The organism is Bacillus sp. V26 (genome assembly GCF_034296245.1).
Classification (GTDB): Bacteria; Bacillota; Bacilli; order Bacillales; family Bacillaceae; genus Bacillus; species Bacillus halotolerans.
In genome coordinates, this window is record NZ_JAXKQF010000002.1 from 590,386 (window position 1) to 611,299 (window position 20,914).

Annotated in this window: 20 protein-coding genes; 14 read left to right on the forward strand and 6 right to left on the reverse strand. The window is 42.8% G+C overall.

The features are described from left to right. From UJ203_RS10460 to sipT, 7 genes are all read left to right on the forward strand, one after another. Window positions 1-1,137, forward strand: coding sequence for an efflux RND transporter periplasmic adaptor subunit (locus UJ203_RS10460; protein ID WP_248336852.1), 1,137 nt, complete (start codon window positions 1-3; stop codon window positions 1,135-1,137). After that, window positions 1,138-1,830, forward strand: a complete 693-nt coding sequence (gene yknY, locus UJ203_RS10465) for an ABC transporter ATP-binding protein YknY (RefSeq protein ID WP_101860675.1) — start codon at window positions 1,138-1,140, stop codon at window positions 1,828-1,830. Then, window positions 1,827-3,020 (forward strand): sporulation-delaying-protein transporter subunit SkiZ, encoded by a 1,194-nt coding sequence (skiZ, locus tag UJ203_RS10470; RefSeq protein WP_059352849.1) that lies wholly within the window; start codon window positions 1,827-1,829, stop codon window positions 3,018-3,020. Before yknY ends, skiZ begins: the two co-directional genes overlap by 4 nt. Before the next feature lie 278 nt (window positions 3,021-3,298). Beyond that, window positions 3,299-4,054: a DeoR/GlpR family DNA-binding transcription regulator gene (locus tag UJ203_RS10475; RefSeq protein WP_044156039.1), complete on the forward strand. Its 756-nt coding sequence runs from the start codon at window positions 3,299-3,301 to the stop codon at window positions 4,052-4,054. Next, on the forward strand, window positions 4,051-4,962 hold the full coding sequence (pfkB, locus tag UJ203_RS10480) for a 1-phosphofructokinase (RefSeq protein WP_101860676.1): 912 nt from the start codon (window positions 4,051-4,053) through the stop codon (window positions 4,960-4,962). Before UJ203_RS10475 ends, pfkB begins: the two co-directional genes overlap by 4 nt. Window positions 4,963-4,976: 14 nt before the next feature. Continuing rightward, complete coding sequence (locus tag UJ203_RS10485; RefSeq protein ID WP_322010515.1) at window positions 4,977-6,881, forward strand: fructose-specific PTS transporter subunit EIIC; 1,905 nt, start codon at window positions 4,977-4,979, stop codon at window positions 6,879-6,881. A gap of 142 nt (window positions 6,882-7,023) precedes the next feature. Beyond that, entirely contained in the window at window positions 7,024-7,605 is a 582-nt protein-coding gene (sipT, locus tag UJ203_RS10490) for a signal peptidase I sipT (protein ID WP_044156035.1), read from the forward strand. A gap of 35 nt (window positions 7,606-7,640) precedes the next feature. On the opposite strand, the gene UJ203_RS10495 is transcribed toward sipT, so the two are convergent. Then, window positions 7,641-7,910 (reverse strand): hypothetical protein, encoded by a 270-nt coding sequence (locus UJ203_RS10495; protein WP_322010517.1) that lies wholly within the window; start codon window positions 7,908-7,910, stop codon window positions 7,641-7,643. Between the two features lie 184 nt (window positions 7,911-8,094). Between UJ203_RS10495 and UJ203_RS10500 the strand changes: the two genes are divergently transcribed. Together UJ203_RS10500 and UJ203_RS10505 are read left to right on the forward strand one after the other, a co-directional pair. Beyond that, window positions 8,095-9,714 carry an ABC-F family ATP-binding cassette domain-containing protein gene (locus UJ203_RS10500; RefSeq protein WP_024121248.1) on the forward strand — a complete coding sequence of 540 codons (1,620 nt, stop codon included), beginning with the start codon at window positions 8,095-8,097 and terminating at the stop codon, window positions 9,712-9,714. Between the two features lie 60 nt (window positions 9,715-9,774). Further along, window positions 9,775-10,686, forward strand: a complete 912-nt coding sequence (locus tag UJ203_RS10505; protein WP_322010520.1) for a ketopantoate reductase family protein — start codon at window positions 9,775-9,777, stop codon at window positions 10,684-10,686. 27 nt (window positions 10,687-10,713) lie between these two features. On the opposite strand, the gene UJ203_RS10510 is transcribed toward UJ203_RS10505, so the two are convergent. From UJ203_RS10510 to mreBH, 3 genes are all read right to left on the reverse strand, one after another. Further along, window positions 10,714-11,946 carry an aminopeptidase gene (locus UJ203_RS10510; protein WP_044156760.1) on the reverse strand — a complete coding sequence of 411 codons (1,233 nt, stop codon included), beginning with the start codon at window positions 11,944-11,946 and terminating at the stop codon, window positions 10,714-10,716. A 113-nt stretch (window positions 11,947-12,059) separates the two neighbouring features. Beyond that, window positions 12,060-12,191, reverse strand: a complete 132-nt coding sequence (locus UJ203_RS10515; RefSeq protein ID WP_105954157.1) for a protein YkpC — start codon at window positions 12,189-12,191, stop codon at window positions 12,060-12,062. A gap of 102 nt (window positions 12,192-12,293) precedes the next feature. Continuing rightward, window positions 12,294-13,301: a cell shape-determining protein MreBH gene (gene mreBH, locus UJ203_RS10520; RefSeq protein WP_024121252.1), complete on the reverse strand. Its 1,008-nt coding sequence runs from the start codon at window positions 13,299-13,301 to the stop codon at window positions 12,294-12,296. A gap of 281 nt (window positions 13,302-13,582) precedes the next feature. On the opposite strand from mreBH, the gene abhA reads away from it, so the two are divergent. The 5 genes from abhA to ade all read left to right on the forward strand — a co-directional run bounded on the left by abhA (window position 13,583) and on the right by ade (window position 18,811). Continuing rightward, window positions 13,583-13,861 (forward strand): transcriptional regulator AbhA, encoded by a 279-nt coding sequence (gene abhA / locus UJ203_RS10525; protein WP_024121253.1) that lies wholly within the window; start codon window positions 13,583-13,585, stop codon window positions 13,859-13,861. A 190-nt stretch (window positions 13,862-14,051) separates the two neighbouring features. Beyond that, window positions 14,052-15,338, forward strand: coding sequence for a two-component sensor histidine kinase KinC (kinC, locus tag UJ203_RS10530; protein WP_024121254.1), 1,287 nt, complete (start codon window positions 14,052-14,054; stop codon window positions 15,336-15,338). A 15-nt stretch (window positions 15,339-15,353) separates the two neighbouring features. Further along, window positions 15,354-16,184 (forward strand): gamma-glutamylcyclotransferase, encoded by an 831-nt coding sequence (locus tag UJ203_RS10535; RefSeq protein WP_322010529.1) that lies wholly within the window; start codon window positions 15,354-15,356, stop codon window positions 16,182-16,184. A gap of 71 nt (window positions 16,185-16,255) precedes the next feature. Then, window positions 16,256-16,921 carry a Ktr system potassium transporter KtrC gene (gene ktrC, locus UJ203_RS10540; RefSeq protein ID WP_010334094.1) on the forward strand — a complete coding sequence of 222 codons (666 nt, stop codon included), beginning with the start codon at window positions 16,256-16,258 and terminating at the stop codon, window positions 16,919-16,921. A 156-nt stretch (window positions 16,922-17,077) separates the two neighbouring features. Next, a complete protein-coding gene (gene ade, locus UJ203_RS10545) occupies window positions 17,078-18,811 on the forward strand; it encodes an adenine deaminase (protein ID WP_322010531.1) in 1,734 nt (577 codons plus the stop codon). Between the two features lie 33 nt (window positions 18,812-18,844). Here the strand turns inward: ade and rnjA are convergent, their stop codons facing one another. Together rnjA and rnpZA are read right to left on the reverse strand one after the other, a co-directional pair. Beyond that, entirely contained in the window at window positions 18,845-20,512 is a 1,668-nt protein-coding gene (gene rnjA, locus UJ203_RS10550; RefSeq protein ID WP_010334096.1) for a ribonuclease J1, read from the reverse strand. 5 nt (window positions 20,513-20,517) lie between these two features. Next, window positions 20,518-20,727 (reverse strand): RNA polymerase subunit omega 1, encoded by a 210-nt coding sequence (rnpZA, locus tag UJ203_RS10555; RefSeq protein WP_010334097.1) that lies wholly within the window; start codon window positions 20,725-20,727, stop codon window positions 20,518-20,520. Window positions 20,728-20,914: the final 187 nt, after the last annotated feature.

Here is a 20,914-nt window from a genome sequence, read left to right on the forward strand (position 1 = left end):
ATGAAAAAAGTCTGGGTCGGAATTGGAATTGCAGCATTAGTCGCTCTTTTTATAGGAATTAATATTTACCGGTCTGCCGCTCCGACAAGCGGCAGCGCCGGCCAGAAGGTGGAGACGGGCAGTCTAGAAGAAAAAAAGATATCGTCAACGGTTATGGTTCCAGGCACACTTAAATTTTCAAATGAACAATATGTGTTTTATGAAGCCGATAAAGGAACTTTGAACGACATTAAAGTGAAGGAAGGCGACAAAGTTAAAAAGGGTACGCCGTTAGTCACTTATACGAATGAGCAGCTTAGTCTGGAAAAAGAACAGAATCAATTGACCGCTGAATCGAACCGGCTGCAAATCGATCAGATTCAAGAAAAGCTACAAGCGTTGGACAGTAAAGAAAAAGAACTGACAAAACAGCTTGGAAAGAAAGAAGCAGAAAAACAAGTTGACTCTGAGCGCACAGAGCTTGAAATGCAGGAAAAAACGGCTCAGATAGAATTAAAGCAAACAGAGCTTCAGCGGCAGTCGCTTGCCAATCAAGTGTCAGATCTTCAAGTGAAAAGCGAGATCGAAGGCACTGTGATTTCTGTCAACCAGGAAGCGGCATCAAAAAAGTCAGATATTCAAGAGCCCGTCATACATATCGGCAATCCTAAAGACCTTGTCGTTTCAGGGAAATTGTCTGAATACGATACACTTAAAGTCAAAAAAGGCCAAAAGGTCACACTCACTTCAGATGTCATTCAGGATAAAACATGGAAAGGTACAGTTTCAGCTGTCGGACTAGTGCCGGATCAGCAGGATAACGCCGCGGCAGCAGCTGGCACAGATCAGGCGGTACAATATCCGCTTCAAGTCAAAATAAAAGGTGATCTTCCTGAAGGAAAGCCAGGTTTTAAATTCATTATGAATATCGAAACGGATAAGCGGAAAACCAATACGCTTCCTTCTAAGGCAGTTAAAAAAGAAGATGATCAATATTATGTGTATACAGTAAAGGACGGTAAAGCAAAGCGAGTCGACGTCAAAATCGGTGAAGTAACAGATGATGTAACGGAAATAAAAGAAGGAATTTCTAAGGATGATCAAGTCATTTTAAATCCTGCTGATGATTTGGCTGACGGAACGGAAGTGAAAGCATAAATGATTCAGCTTTCAAATGTGCGAAAAAGCTACCAGATCGGCAGAGAAACGTTTGATGTTCTTCATTCGATTGATTTGAACATCAATCAAGGGGAATACGTTTCGATCATGGGGCCGTCAGGATCGGGAAAATCAACGATTATGAATATTATCGGCTGTCTAGACCGTCCGACTTCCGGTATATATAAGCTGGACGGTGAAGACATCTCATCTTATAAAGACAAAGAACTGGCCGCAGTCCGCAACAAATCCATCGGTTTTGTCTTTCAGCAATTCCAGCTTCTTCCGCGGCTGAACGCTAAAAAAAATGTCGAGCTGCCGATGATTTATTCCGGCATTGGAAAAAAAGAACGCCAAGAGAGAGCCGAAAGAGCTTTAGAAAAGGTCGGATTAGCCGATCGAATGCTCCATATGCCGAATGAGTTATCCGGCGGTCAGAAGCAGCGTGTGGCCATTGCGAGGGCAATCGTCAATGAACCAAAATTAATTTTGGCGGATGAACCGACTGGCGCGTTGGATACGAAAACAAGTGCAGCGATTATGGACCAATTTACAGCGTTAAACGACGAGGGAACAACGATTGTACTTGTCACCCATGAGCCGGAAGTTGCAGATTGCACGAACCGGGTCATCATGGTGCGAGACGGAGAAATTGTTCCTCCCGGCTCCGGACAAAGGAGCGTGGGGGAATGAGTCTGTTAGAAAACGTCAGAATGGCTTTGAGCTCTGTTCTTGCACATAAAATGCGTTCCATTTTAACGATGCTCGGAATCATAATTGGTGTTGGCTCTGTTATTGTTGTCGTTGCTGTAGGACAGGGCGGCGAGCAAATGCTTAAGCAGTCCATCAGCGGTCCGGGGAATACGGTGGAACTATACTACATGCCGAGTGACGAAGAGCTTGCAAGCAATCCGAACGCCGTAACGGAGTCAACTTTTACAGAAAACGATATTAGCGGATTAAAAGATATAGAAGGGATAAAACAAGTGGTTGCATCGACTTCTGAAAGCATGAAGGCGCGTTATCATGAGGAAGAAACCGATGTAACCATTAACGGAATCAACGACGGATATATGAATGTGAATTCCTTAGAAATAGAAAGCGGGAGAACCTTTACTGATAATGACTTTCTTGCGGGAAAAAGGGCGGGCATTATATCACAAAAAATGGCCGAAGAGCTGTTTGATAAATCCTCTCCTCTCGGTGAAGTTGTCTGGGTAAACGGCCAGCCTGTGGAAATTATCGGTGTGCTGAAGAAAGAAACAGGTTTGCTGTCTTTCGGACTAAGTGAAATGTATGTGCCGTTTAATATGATGAAATCGTCTTTCGGTACAAGTGACTTCAGTAATGTGTCATTGCAGGTCGAATCGGCTGATGATATAAAATCTATCGGAAAAGAAGCGGCACAGCTGGTGAATGACCATCATGGCACTGAGGATTCATATCAAGTAATGAACATGGAAGAGATTGCAGCAGGAATTGGAAAGATCACAACAATTATGACCACGATTATCGGCTCAATTGCAGGCATTTCGCTTTTAGTTGGCGGAATCGGTGTCATGAATATTATGCTCGTGTCAGTGACAGAACGAACGCGGGAAATTGGGATTCGGAAGTCTCTCGGAGCGACGAGAGGACAAATTCTGACCCAGTTTTTAATCGAATCAGTCGTATTAACGCTCATCGGCGGACTGATTGGGATCGGGATCGGATACGGAGGAGCAGCGCTGGTTTCTGCCATTGCCGGCTGGCCGTCATTAGTATCCTGGCAGGTCGTATGCGGAGGCGTGCTGTTCAGTATGCTTATTGGCGTTGTCTTTGGAATGCTTCCTGCAAATAAAGCTGCCAAGCTCGATCCGATTGAAGCGCTGCGTTACGAGTAACCTCATGCATATGCATGAGGTTTTTTATGTTTTGGTGCTTTTTACTATGAATATAAAAGACTTTTTACATTAAGATAAGAAGAAAAAGTCATACAATTGTCCTTATTTTTGTCGAATTTACAGTTTACAAACCCTATATACATACGTTAATATGGAGAAACGTGAAAGATTTTGATAGTTATTGAATGAATTTGAATGATTTTAGTTGCCTATTGTAAAAAAAGCGTTTACAATGAAATTGTATTCAAAATGAATACGTTTTCATTAGGAGGTGAAGCATGCTAACTCCTGAAAGATATCAGTTGATTATTGATCAAATAGAAAAGCATGATGTGGTAAAGATTCAAGAGCTCATAAATCTTACAAATGCTTCTGAATCTACAATCAGAAGAGATTTATCAACGCTTGAAGAACGCGGTTTTTTAAAGCGTGTTCACGGGGGAGCTGCCAAGCTTTCCGATATCAGACTTGAACCTGATATGCTTGAAAAATCATCCAAAAACCTTCAAGACAAATTGAAAATTGCTGAAAAAGCCGCTTCACTTTTGGAGGAAGGGGATTGCATTTATCTCGATGCGGGCACGACGACTTTGCACATGATTGATTTTATGGATAAAAGCAAAGATATCGTTGTGGTCACGAACGGGGTTATGCACATCGACGCATTGATAAGGAAAGAAATATCTTTTTATCTGCTTGGAGGATATGTAAAGCACAGAACGGGCGCGGTTATCGGAGGCGCTTCACTGATTGCCATGGATCAGTACAGATTCGATAAGAGTTTTCTGGGGGCAAACGGTGTGCATACAGAGGCCGGCTTTACAACGCCTGACCCTGATGAAGCCTTATTGAAAACGAAGGCTGTCAAACAGGCAAAACACGCTTACGTCTTAGCGGACCCTTCGAAATTTGGAGAAATTTCATTTTCGGCATTTGCCGGCATAGGCGACGCAACAATCATTACGACTGACGCTGAAGAGCTTACATTCGATAATTACCAAGAAAAAACTGTCGTAAAGGTAGTGAAACCATGATTTATACTGTAACACTTAATCCATCTGTCGATTATATTGTTCACGTTGAAGATTTTACTGTAGGAGGCCTGAACCGTTCCGCATACGATACAAAGTATCCAGGGGGAAAAGGCATCAACGTATCGAGACTGCTGAAAAGACATCATGTTCAGTCAAAAGCGCTCGGATTTATCGGCGGATTTACCGGAGAATATATCAAAACATTTTTGCGCGAAGAAAACCTGGAAACGGCTTTTTCTGAAGTAAAAGAAGATACCCGCATCAATGTAAAATTGAAAACAGGTGATGAAACGGAAATTAACGGTCAGGGACCAACGATTTCAGACGAAGATTTCAATGCCTTTTTAGAACAGTTTACATCTTTGCAAGAGGGGGATATTGTCGTTCTTGCTGGGAGCATTCCTTCTTCACTGCCTCAAGATACCTATGAAAAAATCGCAGAGGCTTGCAAACAGCAGAACGCGCGTGTTGTGTTAGATATCTCTGGCGAAGCGCTTATGAAAGCAACAGAAATGAAACCGTTTTTGATGAAGCCGAACCATCACGAGCTTGGTGAAATGTTCGGAACGACGATTTCATCTGTTGAAGAAGCTGTTCCTTATGGGAAAAAGCTTGTAGAACAAGGCGCTGAGCATGTAATCGTATCCATGGCCGGTGACGGAGCGCTTCTGTTTACGAAGGATGCCGTTTACTTTGCAAACGTACCAAAGGGGAAATTAGTAAACTCAGTCGGAGCAGGAGATTCTGTCGTTGCAGGTTTTCTTGCCGGTGTTTCCAAGCAGCTGCCGCTTGAAGAGGCTTTCCGCTTAGGAGTTACATCAGGCAGCGCTACCGCGTTTTCTGAGGAACTTGGTACAGAAGAATTTGTCCAGCAGCTTCTTCCTGAAGTTAAGGTCACACGTCTATAGAGGAGGAAACAAAAGTGAAAATAACTGAGCTTTTAACGAAGCATACGATAAAGCTTAATATTGAAAGCAAAGAAAAAGAAAACGTTATTGACGAAATGGTCACAGTTCTTGATAAGGCTGGAAAATTAAATGACAGACAAGCCTACAAAGAAGCCATTTTAAATCGTGAAAGCCAAAGTTCAACGGGTATCGGTGAAGGAATTGCTATTCCGCATGCGAAAACGGCAAGCGTTATCAACCCGGCGATTGCGTTTGGGCGTTCAAAAGACGGTGTCGATTATGAATCACTAGACGGCCAGCCGGCACACTTGGTCTTCATGATTGCAGCGACTGAAGGTGCAAACAACACTCACCTTGAAGCACTGTCAAGACTGTCTACGCTGTTAATGCGTGAAGAAATTCGCAAACAGCTGCTTGAAGCTGAATCAGAAGACGCGATTATTGACATTATCAATCAGCATGATAAAGATGATGACGAAGAGGAAGAAGAAGAAGAAACGGCACCAGCACCAGCCGGAAAAGGTAAAATCCTAGCGGTTACAGCTTGTCCGACAGGTATCGCCCATACTTTCATGGCAGCGGATGCCCTTAAAGAAAAAGCGAAAGAGCTTGGTGTTGAGATTAAGGTTGAAACAAATGGTTCAAGCGGTATTAAGCACAAGTTAACTGCTCAAGAAATTGAAGATGCACCTGCAATCATTGTCGCAGCGGACAAGCAGGTTGAAATGGAGCGCTTTAAAGGCAAACGCGTGCTTCAGGTTCCAGTAACGGCAGGTATCAGACGTCCGCAAGAGCTTATCGAAAAAGCGGTGAACCAAGACGCACCGATTTATCAAGGCAGCGGCGGCGGTTCTTCTGCACAAAGTGATGAAAATGAACCAAAAGCCAAATCTGGCGGCATTGGAAACGCGTTTTATAAGCACCTTATGAGCGGTGTCAGCAACATGCTTCCATTCGTAGTGGGCGGCGGTATACTCGTTGCAATTTCATTCTTCTGGGGTATCCATTCTTCAGATCCGAATGATCCTAGCTACAATACGTTTGCTGCAGCATTGAACTTTATCGGCGGCGACAACGCATTAAAACTGATTGTTGCAGTTCTGGCCGGCTTTATCGCGATGAGTATTGCAGATCGTCCGGGATTTGCTCCTGGTATGGTCGGCGGGTTTATGGCCACTCAAGCGAATGCTGGATTCTTAGGCGGTTTGATTGCCGGATTCCTTGCTGGTTATGTCGTGATTTTATTGAAAAAAGTATTTGTGTTTATCCCTCAGTCACTTGATGGATTGAAGCCTGTGTTGATTTATCCGCTGTTTGGTATTTTTATCACTGGTGTATTAATGCAATTTGTAATCAATACACCTGTAGCAGCATTCATGAATTTCTTAACAGACTGGCTTCAAAGCCTTGGTACTGGAAACTTAGTGTTAATGGGTATTATTTTAGGCGGTATGATGGCGATCGACATGGGCGGTCCGCTTAATAAAGCAGCCTTCACGTTCGGTATCGCGATGATTGATGCAGGCAACTATGCGCCTCATGCAGCGATCATGGCCGGCGGTATGGTTCCTCCATTAGGTATCGCACTTGCAACAACAATTTTCAGAAACAAGTTCTCTCAGCGTGACCGTGAAGCAGGTATTACATGCTACTTCATGGGTGCGGCTTTCGTAACAGAAGGCGCAATCCCGTTTGCTGCGGCTGATCCGCTTCGCGTAATTCCAGCTGCTGTGGTCGGTGCAGCGGTTGCCGGCGGATTAACTGAATTCTTCCGTGTAACCCTTCCTGCACCTCACGGAGGCATATTCGTAGCCTTTATTACAAACCATCCGCTCCTTTACTTATTAAGTATTGTAATTGGTGCTGTGGTTATGGCGATGATCCTAGGTATCGTGAAAAAACCTGTAACTGAAAAATAAGGAAAAAAGCGTCCTGTTACTAAAGGACGCTTTTTCTCTATCTTCTCGCGGCAGCGCGGTTAAGTTATGTATTTTATAATAAATTATGATAAAGTAAAAGAAGGGAAACAACTGACATAGCAATCGTCTAGGAGGAAACACTTTGACCGAAGAAAATCAAACAAAAACTGAAAAAGCGGGGAAGAAAAAAACCAATACGTATTGGGAATGGGGAAAAGCAATTGTCATTGCTGTCCTGCTGGCACTCATTATCCGCCACTTCCTATTTGAACCGTATTTAGTCGAAGGTTCATCTATGTACCCCACTTTACATGACGGCGAAAGACTGTTTGTCAATAAAACGGTACACTATATCGGTGACCTGGAGCGGGGAGATATCGTCATTATCAATGGTGAGACTTCAAAAATCCATTACGTCAAACGATTGATCGGTAAGCCTGGAGAAACCGTGGAAATGAAGGATGACACGCTTTATATAAACGGAAAAAAAGTTGCCGAGCCTTATTTGTCTAAAAACAAAAAAGAGGCAGAAAAGCTTGGTGTCAGTCTTACAGGCGACTTTGGCCCGGTGAAAGTACCGAAAGGCAAATATTTCGTCATGGGGGATAACCGGCTAAACTCCATGGACAGCAGAAATGGCCTCGGACTGATTGCGGAAGATCGGATTGTGGGTACGTCGAAGTTTGTATTTTTCCCGTTTAATGAGATGCGCCAAACCAAATAAAAACGCCTTGCTGGCCTTTGGACAGCAGGCGTTTTTTAATTGGAAAAAGTAGCGACCAATGCAATGCATAATACAGTGACAAATACTGAACCGATAATGGCCAGCACACTGAAGAAAAGATGCACTTGCTTGTTCTCTTTGCCGCGTTTTTCTAATAACCGTTTAGAGAAGATATGTGAGAAGATATAAATCAGGGCGATCCCGATATATAAGCCGATATCTTTGGCGGTAAAGCCAGTTACGGCAAGGTAAAAGCCTGTAAAAAAGATCAATAAGCAATATTCAGTCAGTGTTAAAAGCCTCAATGTGTTCCTCCGAGTAAGAATGTATGTTTTTCCATCTGGATGCATCCTCTTTGCCTTCAATTGTACCACAGCTTCTCCCTTTTAGTGTAGAAGTGTTTCTGCCTGCTTTTATCAGGGAAGCATTTCTCTTGTCTTCCATTCATGGTATACTTTTAATGATGATAGACATGATGGAGGATATTAAATGATTGCTGTAAATAATGTGAGCTTGCGCTTTGCGGATCGCAAGTTATTTGAAGATGTAAATATTAAATTTACCCCAGGCAACTGTTACGGGTTAATTGGTGCCAATGGTGCTGGTAAATCAACGTTTCTGAAAGTGTTATCAGGAGAAATTGAGCCTCAGACAGGCGATGTTCATATGAGTCCTGGCGAGCGTCTTGCCATCCTGAAACAGAACCACTTTGAGTACGAAGAGTATGAAGTGCTAAAAGTTGTGATTATGGGACATAAGCGTTTATACGAGGTCATGCAGGAGAAAGACGCAATTTACATGAAGCCTGATTTCTCGGATGAAGACGGAATTCGTGCGGCAGAGCTCGAAGGTGAATTTGCAGAGCTGAACGGATGGGAAGCAGAAAGTGAAGCTGCGATCCTTCTAAAAGGTCTCGGCATCTCAGAAGATCTTCACACGAAGAAGATGGAAGACCTTGGCGGTTCCGAAAAAGTGAAGGTTCTCTTGGCTCAGGCATTATTCGGCAAGCCCGATGTCCTGCTTCTTGATGAGCCGACGAACCACTTGGATCTTCAGGCAATTCAGTGGCTGGAAGAGTTTCTGATTAACTTTGAAAACACTGTGATTGTTGTATCCCATGACCGTCACTTTTTAAATAAAGTGTGTACACATATTGCTGACCTTGATTTTAACAAAATCCAAATCTACGTCGGAAACTATGATTTCTGGTATGAATCAAGCCAGCTTGCTTTGAAGCTTTCTCAAGAAGCGAATAAGAAAAAAGAAGAGCAAATTAAACAGCTTCAAGAGTTTGTGGCCAGATTCAGCGCAAATGCGTCTAAATCAAAACAGGCGACTTCAAGAAAGAAACTTCTTGATAAAATTTCTCTTGATGATATTAAACCGTCTTCACGCCGTTATCCTTACGTTAATTTCACACCGGAACGAGAAATCGGTAATGACGTTCTCCGGGTAGAAGGATTAACGAAAACAATTGACGGTGTAAAAGTTCTCGACAATGTCAGCTTTATTATGAATAGAGAAGATAAAATTGCTTTTACAGGGCGTAATGAATTGGCTGTTACTACTTTGTTCAAAATCATTTCCGGGGAAATGGAAGCTGACAGCGGAACGTTTAAATGGGGCGTGACGACATCTCAAGCGTACTTCCCTAAAGACAACAGCGAATATTTTGAAGGCAGTGATTTAAATCTTGTAGACTGGCTTCGCCAATATTCTCCTCATGATCAAAGTGAGAGCTTTTTACGCGGCTTCTTAGGACGCATGCTGTTTTCCGGTGAAGAAGTACACAAAAAAGCAAATGTTTTATCCGGGGGAGAAAAGGTTCGCTGCATGCTTTCGAAAGCAATGCTTTCTGGCGCCAATATTTTAATTTTGGATGAACCGACCAACCACTTAGACCTAGAATCTATTACAGCGCTCAATAATGGCTTAATCAGCTTTAAAGGCGCTATGCTGTTTACATCACATGACCATCAGTTTGTACAGACGATTGCCAACAGAATCATAGAAATTACGCCTAATGGCATTGTTGACAAGCAAATGAGCTATGACGAGTTCCTTGAAAATGCTGATGTGCAGAAAAAACTGGCTGAACTATACGCGTAATAAAAAAAGCAGAGAATTCTCTGCTTTTTTTTGTACATAGAAAAGAAAGGGGACATTAACTTGAAATTTTTAATTGTCGGAGCAGGTGGAGTAGGCGGTTATATTGGCGGACGGCTTGCAGAGAAAGGGAATGCGGTGACGTTTCTTGTCCGTCAAAAAAGAGCTGAACAGTTAAAACAAACAGGACTAGTTATTCATAGTGAAAAGGGTGACGTGTCCTTTCAGCCCGCAGTAATCACTGCAGGAGAAAAAGAACAGTTTGATGTGATCATCATCGCTTCTAAAGCATATTCACTCGGTCAGGTGATTAGCGATGTCAAACCTTTTGTCCACAGCGAATCAATCATTATTCCTTTCTTAAACGGTTATCGTCACTATGAGCAGCTATTTACGGCATTTTCGAAAGATCGGGTGCTGGGCGGGCTGTGTTTCATAGAAAGTGCTTTAAACAATCTGGGAGAAATCAACCATACAAGTGCGTCGCATCGCTTTGTGTTCGGTGAATGGAACGGTGAGCGCACGGAACGGATAAAAGAGCTTGAGGAAGCATTTGCAGGAGTGAAGGCAGAGGTCATCATTAGCGGGCATATTGAGAAGGACATCTGGAAAAAATATCTGTTTATTGCAGCACAAGCAGGAATGACAACCTTATTTCAAAGGCCGCTTGGACCAATCCTTGAAACAGAGAGCGGGCAGCATACTGCGCGAACACTCATTGGGGAAATCGGCATGATCTTGCGCAAGGAAGGAGTTCCCGCTGATCCAGAGCTTGAAGAAGACAGCTTCCGCACAATGACAAGCATGTCTTATCATATGAAATCCTCCATGCTCCGTGATATGGAAAATGGCCAAACGACTGAAGGAGATCATCTGCACGGCTTTTTGCTTGATAAAGCAAAGCGTTTGTCTCTTTCAACACCAATATTAGAAACAGTTTATGCCAATCTGCAAATGTATGAAGCAAAAAAATAAGAAGGAGGCGAAAGCCTCCTTCTTTATTTAAAAAGCCCAATTTCCATTTCTAAAGATAGGCTCTCTTTTTCCGTCTTCAGTAATTCCATCAATGTTCATATCCTTAGAACCAACCATAAAGTCTACGTGGGTAATGCTTTCATTTAAGCCTTCTTTGACAAGCTCTTCGCGAGACATCTGTTTCCCGCCCTCAATGTTAAAAGCATAGGCACTGCCGATCGCCAGGTGATTTGACGCATTTTCATCAAATAAAGTGTTGTAAAAAAGAATATTTGACTGTGAAATAGCCGAATCGTACGGAACAAGAGCTACCTCACCAAGATAGTGAGAGCCTTCATCTGTTTCGACCAATTCTTTTAAAATGTCTTCTCCTTTTTCGGCTTTAATGTCAACAATACGGCCGTTTTTGAATGTGAGCGTGAAGTTTTCGATAATGTTCCCACCGTAGCTGAGCGGTTTTGTGCTCGATACAAACCCGTCTACCCCGTCTTTTTGCGGCAGTGTGAATACTTCTTCTGTCGGCATATTGGCCATAAATTCATGGCCGCTTTCATTTACGCTTCCGGCACCTGCCCAAACGTGTTTTTTCGGCAGCTTGATTGTTAAATCAGTTCCTTCAGCTTGGTAATGTAAAGCGGCATAATGTTTTTGGTTCAAATGATCAACTTTTTCATGAAGGTTTTGATCATGATTGATCCACGCTTGAACCGGATTTTCTTCGTTTACGCGTGTGGCTTTAAAAATTTCTTCCCACAGGAGCTGTGTCGCTTCCTCTTCTGATTTGCCAGGGAATACTTTCTGAGCCCAACCTGCTGATGCAGCACCGACGACAGTCCAGCTCACTTTATCAGATTGAATGTATTGTCTGTATGTATGTAACGCTTTGCCTGCAGCTTTTTGGAAGGCGGCAATCCGTTTGGAATCTACCCCTTGCAGTAAATCTGGGTTTGAGGATACGACTGAAATGAAAGCAGCTCCTTTCTTGGCAAGCTCTTCTCTGCCTTTCGCTTCCCATTCAGGATACTCTTCAAAGGCTTCAAACGGCGCCAGTTCATATTTTAATTTGGCCACTTCGTCATCCTGCCAATTCACTGTTACATTTTTTGCGCCTTTTTCATATGCATGTTTTACAATCAGACGGACGAAATCGCGCACCTCCGTCGAAGCATTTACCACCACATACTGGCCTTTTTGGACATTAACGCCGACCTCAACCGCCAGCTGGGCATATGTATTTAGTTTCTCTGAAAATGTATCCATCAATCTTTCCTCCTCGTGCTTTTTTCTCATCATATCAAATAATCTCCTATAAAGAAAAGAAAGGAGTGCAAAGAGAAAAACCCAAAACAAAATGGTCTTGGGCTTTTCAACACTTATGGATGATTTATTTTTACAGTGCCTTCAGGCGCATGAGGCATGTTTGCCAGTGAAATGCTCATGCCCCCAAGAATGATTCCGCTCAAAATGGCTGCAATCGCTACCCGTCTTCCTAAATCTCTAAGCATCTGTTTCCTCCTTATCGTTTCTCCATTTCCCACAATATGAAGCGAGAGAGGAAAAAAGAAGCAGGAATTTCAATTACTTTATGAGATTTTGCGAGAAAAGGATTATTTAACCGCTTTTTGGAGCTTATCAATCACCTCTAAAGAACGGCCGGTGCCGATTGCCACGGATTCAAGAGGGTTTGGCGCCACGTGTACAGGTACTACGATTTCTTCTGACAGCCATTCTTTGATCCCGTTAAGAAGCGCCCCGCCGCCTGTTAAAATTACGCCGCGATCGACAATGTCTCCGCTTAATTCAGGAGGACAGTCCTCAAGTGTGGCTCTAATCGCTTCAAGAATATGAAGGAGAGATTCACGCATCGCGTTTTGAATTTCATTTGATTGAAGCATAATGGTTTTCGGTAGCCCAGTTACAAGGTCACGTCCGCGAATTTCCATTGCATCCGGCACATGCTCAATCAATGCATGGCCAATTTCCATTTTAACCTGCTCAGCTGTGCGTTCACCGATCAGCAAATTGTACTTTTTCCGCACAAAAGCAACGATATCCTCATCAAGCTGGTCTCCGCCAATTCTGATTGAATGGCAGGAGACAACGCCTCCAAAGGAAATAATCGCGACTTCCGTCGTCCCGCCGCCGATATCTACCACCACGTTAGCAACCGGCTCGTCAACCGGCAAATCCGCTCCGATTGCAGCTGCCACCGGTTCTTCAATTAAATGGACGTTTTTCGCTCCGCAATTTTTCACCGCGTCACTGATGGCGCGGCGTTCTACTGCGGTTGAGCCTGATGGTGTGCACACAACGACATTCGGCTTTCTGAACGACATGCCGATGCTCTTTCCGGCTTTTTTCATGATGTGCTTTAACAAATCAGTTGTCATGTCGTAGTCAGCGATAACGCCGTCTTTCATCGGTCTGACAGCGACAATTTTTCCCGGTGTTTTACCGATCATATTTTTCGCGTCAGTCCCGATCGCAAGCACTGCTTTAGTCGTTGTATCTACTGCGACAACAGAAGGTTCATTTAAGATGATTCCTTTATTTTTGCTGTAAACAAGTATATTAGCTGTTCCTAAGTCAATTCCAATTTCAGTTGATTGAAACATGTTTTCACCCAATCTTTATCCTGATTTTATATGATTCTACATTTAAAGTTTCTAAGAAAAGAAGCGATTTTTGGGGGTGTGCGTCGGGAAAGAAATGTTTTTGTAAAAAACTGCGGAAGGGTGTAACAGAAGTAATACATTTTTCGGTTTTATGGAAAAAATATCTTGCGATTCTTCAAGAAAGCGGGAAACTTTTTCTAAGTTTCGTACGTCTACGATATATTGAGGTACAACCTTGAATATTACATGAAAAAAGAAACATTTAAGGAAGAAGGGTTTTTATGAAATCAATAGGTGTTGTAAGAAAAGTAGATGAATTAGGCCGTATTGTTATGCCGATAGAGTTAAGACGGGCACTGGATATTGCTATTAAAGACAGCATTGAGTTTTTTGTCGAGGGCGATAAAATTATTTTGAAAAAGTACAAACCTCATGGCATTTGTTTAATGACTGGGGAAATCACTTCAGAAAATAAAGAATACGGCAACGGTAAAATTACGTTAAGCCCTGAAGGCGCACAGCTGCTTCTCGAAGAAATTCAAGCCGCTTTAAAAGAATAATATATGTTGAAAAAGGCGGAATGGTGTAATCTCCGCCTTTTTTTGCGTGCCGATTTCTGATTACCGCCGCCTAAGATATGACATCATGAACAAAAGGTAATGAATGATTTGGGATACTTTACATATTTTACTCAATTATTTGTCGAAGAATGGTACAATAAACAGAGAAACACAAGCGGCAGGTGGTCATATGAGAAAATATCAAGCACGTATCATTTCCATTATTTTGGCGATGATTTTTATTATGTTTTGGGATTATTTATTTTATTTTATAGGCAAAAACCCGATTAATTGGCCTGTTGACATTGTGTATACAGCAGTAACGATTTTCAGTGTCTGGATGCTGGCGTATTATGTCGATGAGAAAAAACAGCTGGTCAAGAAAATGAAAGATAATGAATGGAAGTATAAACAGCTTTCTGATGAGAAGAACCGCATCATGGATAATTTACAGGAGATCGTTTTTCAAACCAATGCAAAAGGCGAAATTACATACTTAAATCAAGCGTGGGCAGCTATCACAGGTTTTTCGATCAGTGAATGTATGGGAACAATGTATAATGATTACTTCATAAAAGAAAAGCATGTAGCTGATCACATTAATACTCAAATCAAAAACAAAGCGTCCTCGGGGATGTTTACGGCAAAATATGTGACAAAGAACGGGACGATTTTTTGGGGCGAGGTCCACTATAAACTTTACTATGACCGAGATGAGCAATTTACCGGAAGCCTGGGTACAATGTCAGACATCACTGAGCGGAAAGAGGCTGAAGATGAGCTTCTGGAAATTAATGAACGGCTTGCGAGGGAGTCGCAGAAACTGTCAATCACGAGTGAACTGGCTGCCGGCATTGCACATGAAGTCAGAAATCCTTTAACGTCCGTCAGCGGATTCCTTCAAATTATGAAAACATCATATCCGGATAGAAAAGATTATTTTGATATCATCTTTTCAGAGATTAAAAGAATTGATCTGGTGCTCGGCGAGCTGCTGCTGCTGGCGAAGCCGCAGGAAATTACATTTAAAACGCACCCAATCAATGAAATTTTGAAACAAGTCACGACATTGCTTGATACGAATGCCATATTGTCCAATATTGCTATTGAAAAGAATTTTGGTGAGACGGAAGCCTGTATGATTAAAGGGGACGAAAACCAGCTGAAGCAGGTTTTTATCAATATTATTAAAAATGGAATTGAAGCAATGCCAAAAGGCGGTGTCGTAACGATTTCCACTGCTAAAACAGCTTCACACGCCGTAATAAGCGTAAAAGATGAAGGGAACGGCATGTCACAGGAAAAGCTTGAGCAAATCGGAAAACCTTTTTATTCAACAAAGGAGAAAGGCACAGGGCTGGGGCTCGCCATTTGTTTGAGAATATTAAAGGAACATAACGGGGAATTGAAGATTGAAAGTGAAGCTGGAAAAGGCAGCATCTTTCAAGTTGTTTTGCCTTTGAAATCTGACAGCTGAGAGGGGAAAAACAAGATGAACTCGCTTCTGTTTGTATATGGGACCTTAAGGAAGCATGAAAAAAATCATCATTTGTTATCACAGTCGGCTTGTATCAGTGAGCAGGCGCGGACAAAGGGAAGTCTTTTTAATACGGCAGCCGAGGAACCCGCGGCCGTGTTTGGGGCTGATGGCTATATTTGCGGTGAGATATATGAAGCAGATGAATCGTGTATACATAAGCTTGATCTTTTTTATCAAAGCTACTACAAGAAATCTGTACATGTCGAAACTGATGCTGGAATCAAGGAAGCACTTGTATATTATATGAAAAAAGATGATAATGCTGACCTTGTGAAAATAGGCAGCGGTGACTGGAAAGAACATCAGATGATCAGCAAATCTAAAGATCCCGTGTACTATTTTGCCTACGGATCTTGTATGGACAATGCCCGTTTTCAAAAAGCAGGGGTTGATCATTATTTTCAAGATCCAGTGGGAGGAGCTGTATTAAAAGGGTATACAACCCGCTTTACGTTAAAAAGACCAGACGGCTCAAGAGCGGATATCACTGAAGACGGAGGCACGACAGAAGGGGTGTTATATCGTCTTCCTTTTTCAGCTATCGCCTATTTGTATAAAAGGGAAGGGGTTGAATCTCTTACCTATCGGCCGGCATTTGTAGACGTTGAAGCAGGGGGAAAGCTCTATACCGATTGTTTAACCTTTCTCGTCCTCCGAAAAGAAGCAGAAACAGCACCTCCTCAGCATTATCAAATCGAGATTGAACGGGGGGCGGAGCTTTATTTGACCCCTGGCTTTACTGAACGGCTTAAGCAGCATATGAATTCGCTGCCACAAGGTTGATGAAATTAACACTGCCTCAAAAGAATATGTTAAAATTTGATCAATATGATGTTAGGTAAAGGAGCACCACTATGAAAAAAGAATTTGCCGTAATTGGACTCGGCCGTTTTGGTGGAAGTATATGCAAAGCATTGAGCGAAGAGGGCGTCGAGGTCATGGCGATGGATATTGATGAAGATAAAGTCAACGAGTATGCCAAGATTGCATCACATGCCGTCATCGGAGACTCGACCGATGAATCTGTTCTGAAAAATTTAGGTTTGAGGAATTTTGACCACGTCATTGTTGCGATCGGTGAAAATATTCAGGCGAGTATATTAACAACTCTGATTCTCAAAGAACTGGGTGTGAATACGATTACAGTTAAGGCTCAGAACGATTACCATGAAAAAGTGCTGTCCAAAATCGGCGCGGATCACATTGTCCACCCGGAACGTGATATGGCAAAAAGAATTGCGCATAATATCGTTTCCAACAATGTACTTGATTATTTGGAGCTGTCAGAAGAGCATAGTCTTGTCGAGATCGTGGCCAACAGCCGTCTTGCCGGAAATACTCTTCTCGATTTAGATATACGGGCGAAATACGGGATTAATATTGTAGCGATTAAAAGGGGCAAGGAAGTCATCGTGTCACCGCTTGCGACTGAAGTGATACATCAAGAAGATATTCTCATCGTCATTGGATCGGTTACGGATATTTCACGTTTTGAGAAAAGAGTTCTTCATACGAAATAGAAGAAATATAAGCCGTCCCTAGGGGCGGTTTTTTAATATTATCAGAATATAACAACTTTAATGAACTGAGCGCCAATTTACTAAAATTTTATTGACTACGGATAAGCGTTCCGATAGCATATTGTACCATATAAATAAAAAAGAGGAGGGGGCCATTTGAATAAAGAAGCGCTGGTCAAAAGGCTGAATGCTTCAGCCCGCAGACAAAAAGCTGACATCGTCATTAAGAACGGGAAAATCATGGACGTATATAATCATGAGTGGATTTATGAAGATATTGCGATAACAGACGGAGTTATTGTAGGCCTCGGCCAGTATGAAGGTGAAGAAACCATTGATGCAGAGGGGCAAGTCATTGTGCCGGGATTTATCGATGGTCATGTACATATTGAGTCATCAATGGTGACACCGATCGAGTTTGCAAAAGCCGTATTGCCGAATGGCGTGACGACCATCATTACCGATCCGCATGAAATAGCGAACGTGTCCGGTCAGGAAGGGATCAAATTTATGATTGAACAGGCTCGTCAAACACCGCTGAATATCCATTTTATGCTTCCCTCCAGTGTGCCTGCCACCAGCTTTGAGCGATCCGGTGCGGTACTTCGGGCGGCCGATTTGAAGCCATTTTACGAAGAGAAAGAGGTATTGGGTCTGGCTGAAGTGATGGATTATGTATCGGTTGAGCAGGGTGAAGAAGACATGGTTAATAAGCTGTTTGATGCCCGGAGCGCGAGGAAACGGATTGACGGACATTTAGCAGGCTTGTCAACTGATCTCATCAATATTTACAGAACCGCTTTTGTCTTGACCGATCATGAGGTAACGACGAAGGAAGAAGCGCTGGATCGTATCAGAAGAGGAATGTACGTCATGATGCGAGAAGGGTCAGTCGCCAAAAATACAATGAAAGTGCTGCCGGCTGTTAATGAAAAGAATGCGCGCCGTTTCTTTTTCTGTACTGATGATAAACACGTAGATGATTTATTGTCAGAGGGAAGTGTGAATCATCAGGTGAAAATGGCTATTCAAGCAGGTCTTGATCCGTTTTTGGCATACCAATTGGGAAGCCTGAATGCAGCGGAATGCTACGGACTAGATACAAAGGGAGCGATTGCTCCGGGATTTGACGCCGATTTGCTCTTTATTTCAGATGTGGAAAATGTCACTGTCACAAAGACGTTGGTAAAAGGACAAACTGTTGCTGAAGATAATAAAGCAGTCTGTCAGGCGCATGCTCATACGCTAACACCAGACCCGGCGCTGCTTCATTCCGTTAACCTTGCTGCTCCTCTTTCCGAACAGGATTTTCATATGCCAATTGATCCCCAGCAGCAGATGAATGTCATTCAAATCATACCAAATCAGCTTGAAACACGCCTGGTGAGTGTTCCGGCTCCGGAAGCACCCATTTTTCAGCCTGATATCGATCTTGACTTGTTAAAGATTGCAGTCGTGGAACGGCATAAGGGATTAAAAGAAACGGGACTTGGTATTGTGAAAGGATTTGGTTTGAAAAGCGGGGCGATTGCAACAACGATTTCACACGATTCGCATAATATCATTGCCGTGGGGACAAATGACACCGATATCGCAGCCGCAGTTAATAAGCTGCAGGAAATTGGCGGCGGATTAACAGTTATAAAAGATGGGGAAGAACTTCACTCGGTTCCTCTGCCGATTGCGGGGTTATTATCCGACCAATCTGCAGAATTAGTGAATCAAAGCTTAATGACGCTTCATGAAAAGCTCTCATTCATCGGTTTCAAAGACCGGTTTAACCCATTTTTGACGCTTTCATTTTTGGCTTTGCCTGTCATTCCTGACATCAAAATGACGACAACAGGGTTGTTTGATGTAAAGTCATTTCAGCATATAGCACTGCAATAAAAAAGATGCACTCCTAAGTGAGTGCATCTTTTTTTAAACCTCCATAATGATCGGAAGGATCATTGGGCGGCGTTTCGTTTTTTCATATAAGAACGGAGCAAGCGTGTCCGTGATCTCATTTTTGATTTCTGACCATTGAGTGGTTTTTCGTTCCATGACTTTTTGCAAGTGGTTTGAAATGAGCTCCTGGGCGTCATTGATCAAATCACCTGATTCTCTCATGTAAACAAACCCTCTGGAAATCAAGTCAGGGCCCGCTGAAATCTTAAAGTCATCCATATCTATGCTGACAACGACGATCACAAGACCTTCTTCAGAAAGAATTCTGCGGTCGCGAAGCACGATATTTCCAATATCACCGATACCGCTACCGTCGATGTATACTGAACCGGATGGGATTTTACCGGCAACTGAAGCTTCATCGCCTTTAAGCGCCAATACTTCACCGTTATCCATGATAAAGCAGTTTTCTTCAGGGATGCCGCAATCTGTCGCAAGCTTGACATGCATCTTTTGCATTCTGTACTCACCGTGAATCGGCATGAAGAATTTAGGCTTGATTAAACGAAGCATCAGCTTTTGTTCTTCCTGTCCGCCGTGACCGGATGTATGGATATCATTAAGAGGTCCGTGAATAACCTCGGCCCCCGCGCGATACAGCTGGTTAATTGTGCGGCTCACGCTGATTGTGTTGCCCGGGATAGGGGATGAAGAAAATACGACTGTATCTCCAGGATTGATTGAAATCTGCCGGTGTGTGCCGTTTGCAATTCTGGATAAAGCCGCCATCGGTTCCCCTTGGCTTCCTGTACATAGGATCGTTACTTTATTGGCAGGAATGCGATTGATTTCGTTATGTTCAATAAACGTATTTTTAGGACAGTTAATATAGCCGAGAGTTTGTCCGATTTCGATAGCCGATTCCATACTGCGTCCAAATACGGCAACTTTTCTTCCATTTAATACAGCAGCCTCAATTACCTGCTGCAAGCGGTGAATATTCGACGCAAATGTAGCGAAGATAACTCGGCCGTCCACCTTGCGGAAAATGTCATGAATGCTTTCTCCGACACGGCGTTCAGACATAGTGAACTCCGGGTTTTCACTGTTTGTGCTGTCTGAAAGGAGGCACAGAACGCCTTCTTTGCCGATTTCTGCCATTTTCGTTAAGTTTGCCGGCTCGCCGACTGGAGTAAAGTCGAATTTGAAATCTCCAGTATGTACGATGTTTCCGGGCGGCGTTTTTACAACAATACCGTAGGAATCCGGAATACTGTGTGTTGTTCTAAAGAATGACACAGCCGTTTTGCGAAATTTTACGATATCATCCTCACCGATGATGTTAAGCTTAGTCTGTCTTAATAATCCGTGCTCTTCAAGTTTATTCCGAAGTAAGCCGATCGCGAGTTTACCGCCGTAAACGGGAATATTGACTTGTCTAAGCAGGTACGGGATGCCGCCGATATGGTCTTCGTGCCCGTGAGTGATAAAAAGCCCTTTAATTTTATCTTCGTTTTTGACTAAATACGTGTAATCGGGAATGACGTAATCAATACCGAGCAGTTCGTCCTCGGGAAACTTGATCCCCGCGTCAATCAGCACAATTTCATCCTGAAACTGCACCGCATACGTATTTTTACCGATTTCACCCAGTCCTCCGAGGGCGAAAACAGCAGTCTGATCGTTTTTTACAAATTTCATACCGCTCATAACTCCAATACTTTAAAATTTTCACTCTGTTGCTCATATTCTAAAAAAGCACCGTCAACAGGTGTGATAAATTCAATATTAAATTTCTTGTCTTTCAGTTTCGTTCTGACGTCACGCTCTGATACGCCTTCAATATAAAGTGAATCTGTTTTTTCCCGAACAGGTACTTCCTCAGCTTTTTTTTGATAAAATACCTTATAAATCATCCAAATCTCTCCTTAAATGCCGTATGTTAGACTCGCTTATTCTATTATATTCGAAAACGGAATATAAGGAAAGTCTTGAGCAAAATAAGGACCTTTCAAAAAGGGACAGATCCCTTATCAGGCAATGGCTTTCCTTCGGAGCATTCCGTTCCATTGTCTTCTGAGTTTCTTTTTTAATTTCCGAAGC

Bases quoted from the DNA above. Each gene is read 5' to 3' on its own strand.
- UJ203_RS10460 (WP_248336852.1), top strand. From the start codon at position 1: ATGAAAAAAGTCTGGGTCGGAATTGGAATTGCAGCATTAGTCGCTCTT.
- yknY (WP_101860675.1), top strand. From the start codon at position 1,138: ATGATTCAGCTTTCAAATGTGCGAAAAAGCTACCAGATCGGCAGAGAA.
- skiZ (WP_059352849.1), top strand. From the start codon at position 1,827: ATGAGTCTGTTAGAAAACGTCAGAATGGCTTTGAGCTCTGTTCTTGCA.
- UJ203_RS10475 (WP_044156039.1), top strand. From the start codon at position 3,299: ATGCTAACTCCTGAAAGATATCAGTTGATTATTGATCAAATAGAAAAG.
- pfkB (WP_101860676.1), top strand. From the start codon at position 4,051: ATGATTTATACTGTAACACTTAATCCATCTGTCGATTATATTGTTCAC.
- UJ203_RS10500 (WP_024121248.1), top strand. From the start codon at position 8,095: ATGATTGCTGTAAATAATGTGAGCTTGCGCTTTGCGGATCGCAAGTTA.
- UJ203_RS10510 (WP_044156760.1), bottom strand. From the start codon at position 11,946: ATGGATACATTTTCAGAGAAACTAAATACATATGCCCAGCTGGCGGTT.
- UJ203_RS10515 (WP_105954157.1), bottom strand. From the start codon at position 12,191: ATGCTTAGAGATTTAGGAAGACGGGTAGCGATTGCAGCCATTTTGAGC.
- mreBH (WP_024121252.1), bottom strand. From the start codon at position 13,301: ATGTTTCAATCAACTGAAATTGGAATTGACTTAGGAACAGCTAATATA.
- abhA (WP_024121253.1), top strand. From the start codon at position 13,583: ATGAAATCAATAGGTGTTGTAAGAAAAGTAGATGAATTAGGCCGTATT.
- kinC (WP_024121254.1), top strand. From the start codon at position 14,052: ATGAGAAAATATCAAGCACGTATCATTTCCATTATTTTGGCGATGATT.
- UJ203_RS10535 (WP_322010529.1), top strand. From the start codon at position 15,354: ATGAACTCGCTTCTGTTTGTATATGGGACCTTAAGGAAGCATGAAAAA.
- ktrC (WP_010334094.1), top strand. From the start codon at position 16,256: ATGAAAAAAGAATTTGCCGTAATTGGACTCGGCCGTTTTGGTGGAAGT.
- rnjA (WP_010334096.1), bottom strand. From the start codon at position 20,512: ATGAAATTTGTAAAAAACGATCAGACTGCTGTTTTCGCCCTCGGAGGA.
- rnpZA (WP_010334097.1), bottom strand. From the start codon at position 20,727: ATGATTTATAAGGTATTTTATCAAAAAAAAGCTGAGGAAGTACCTGTT.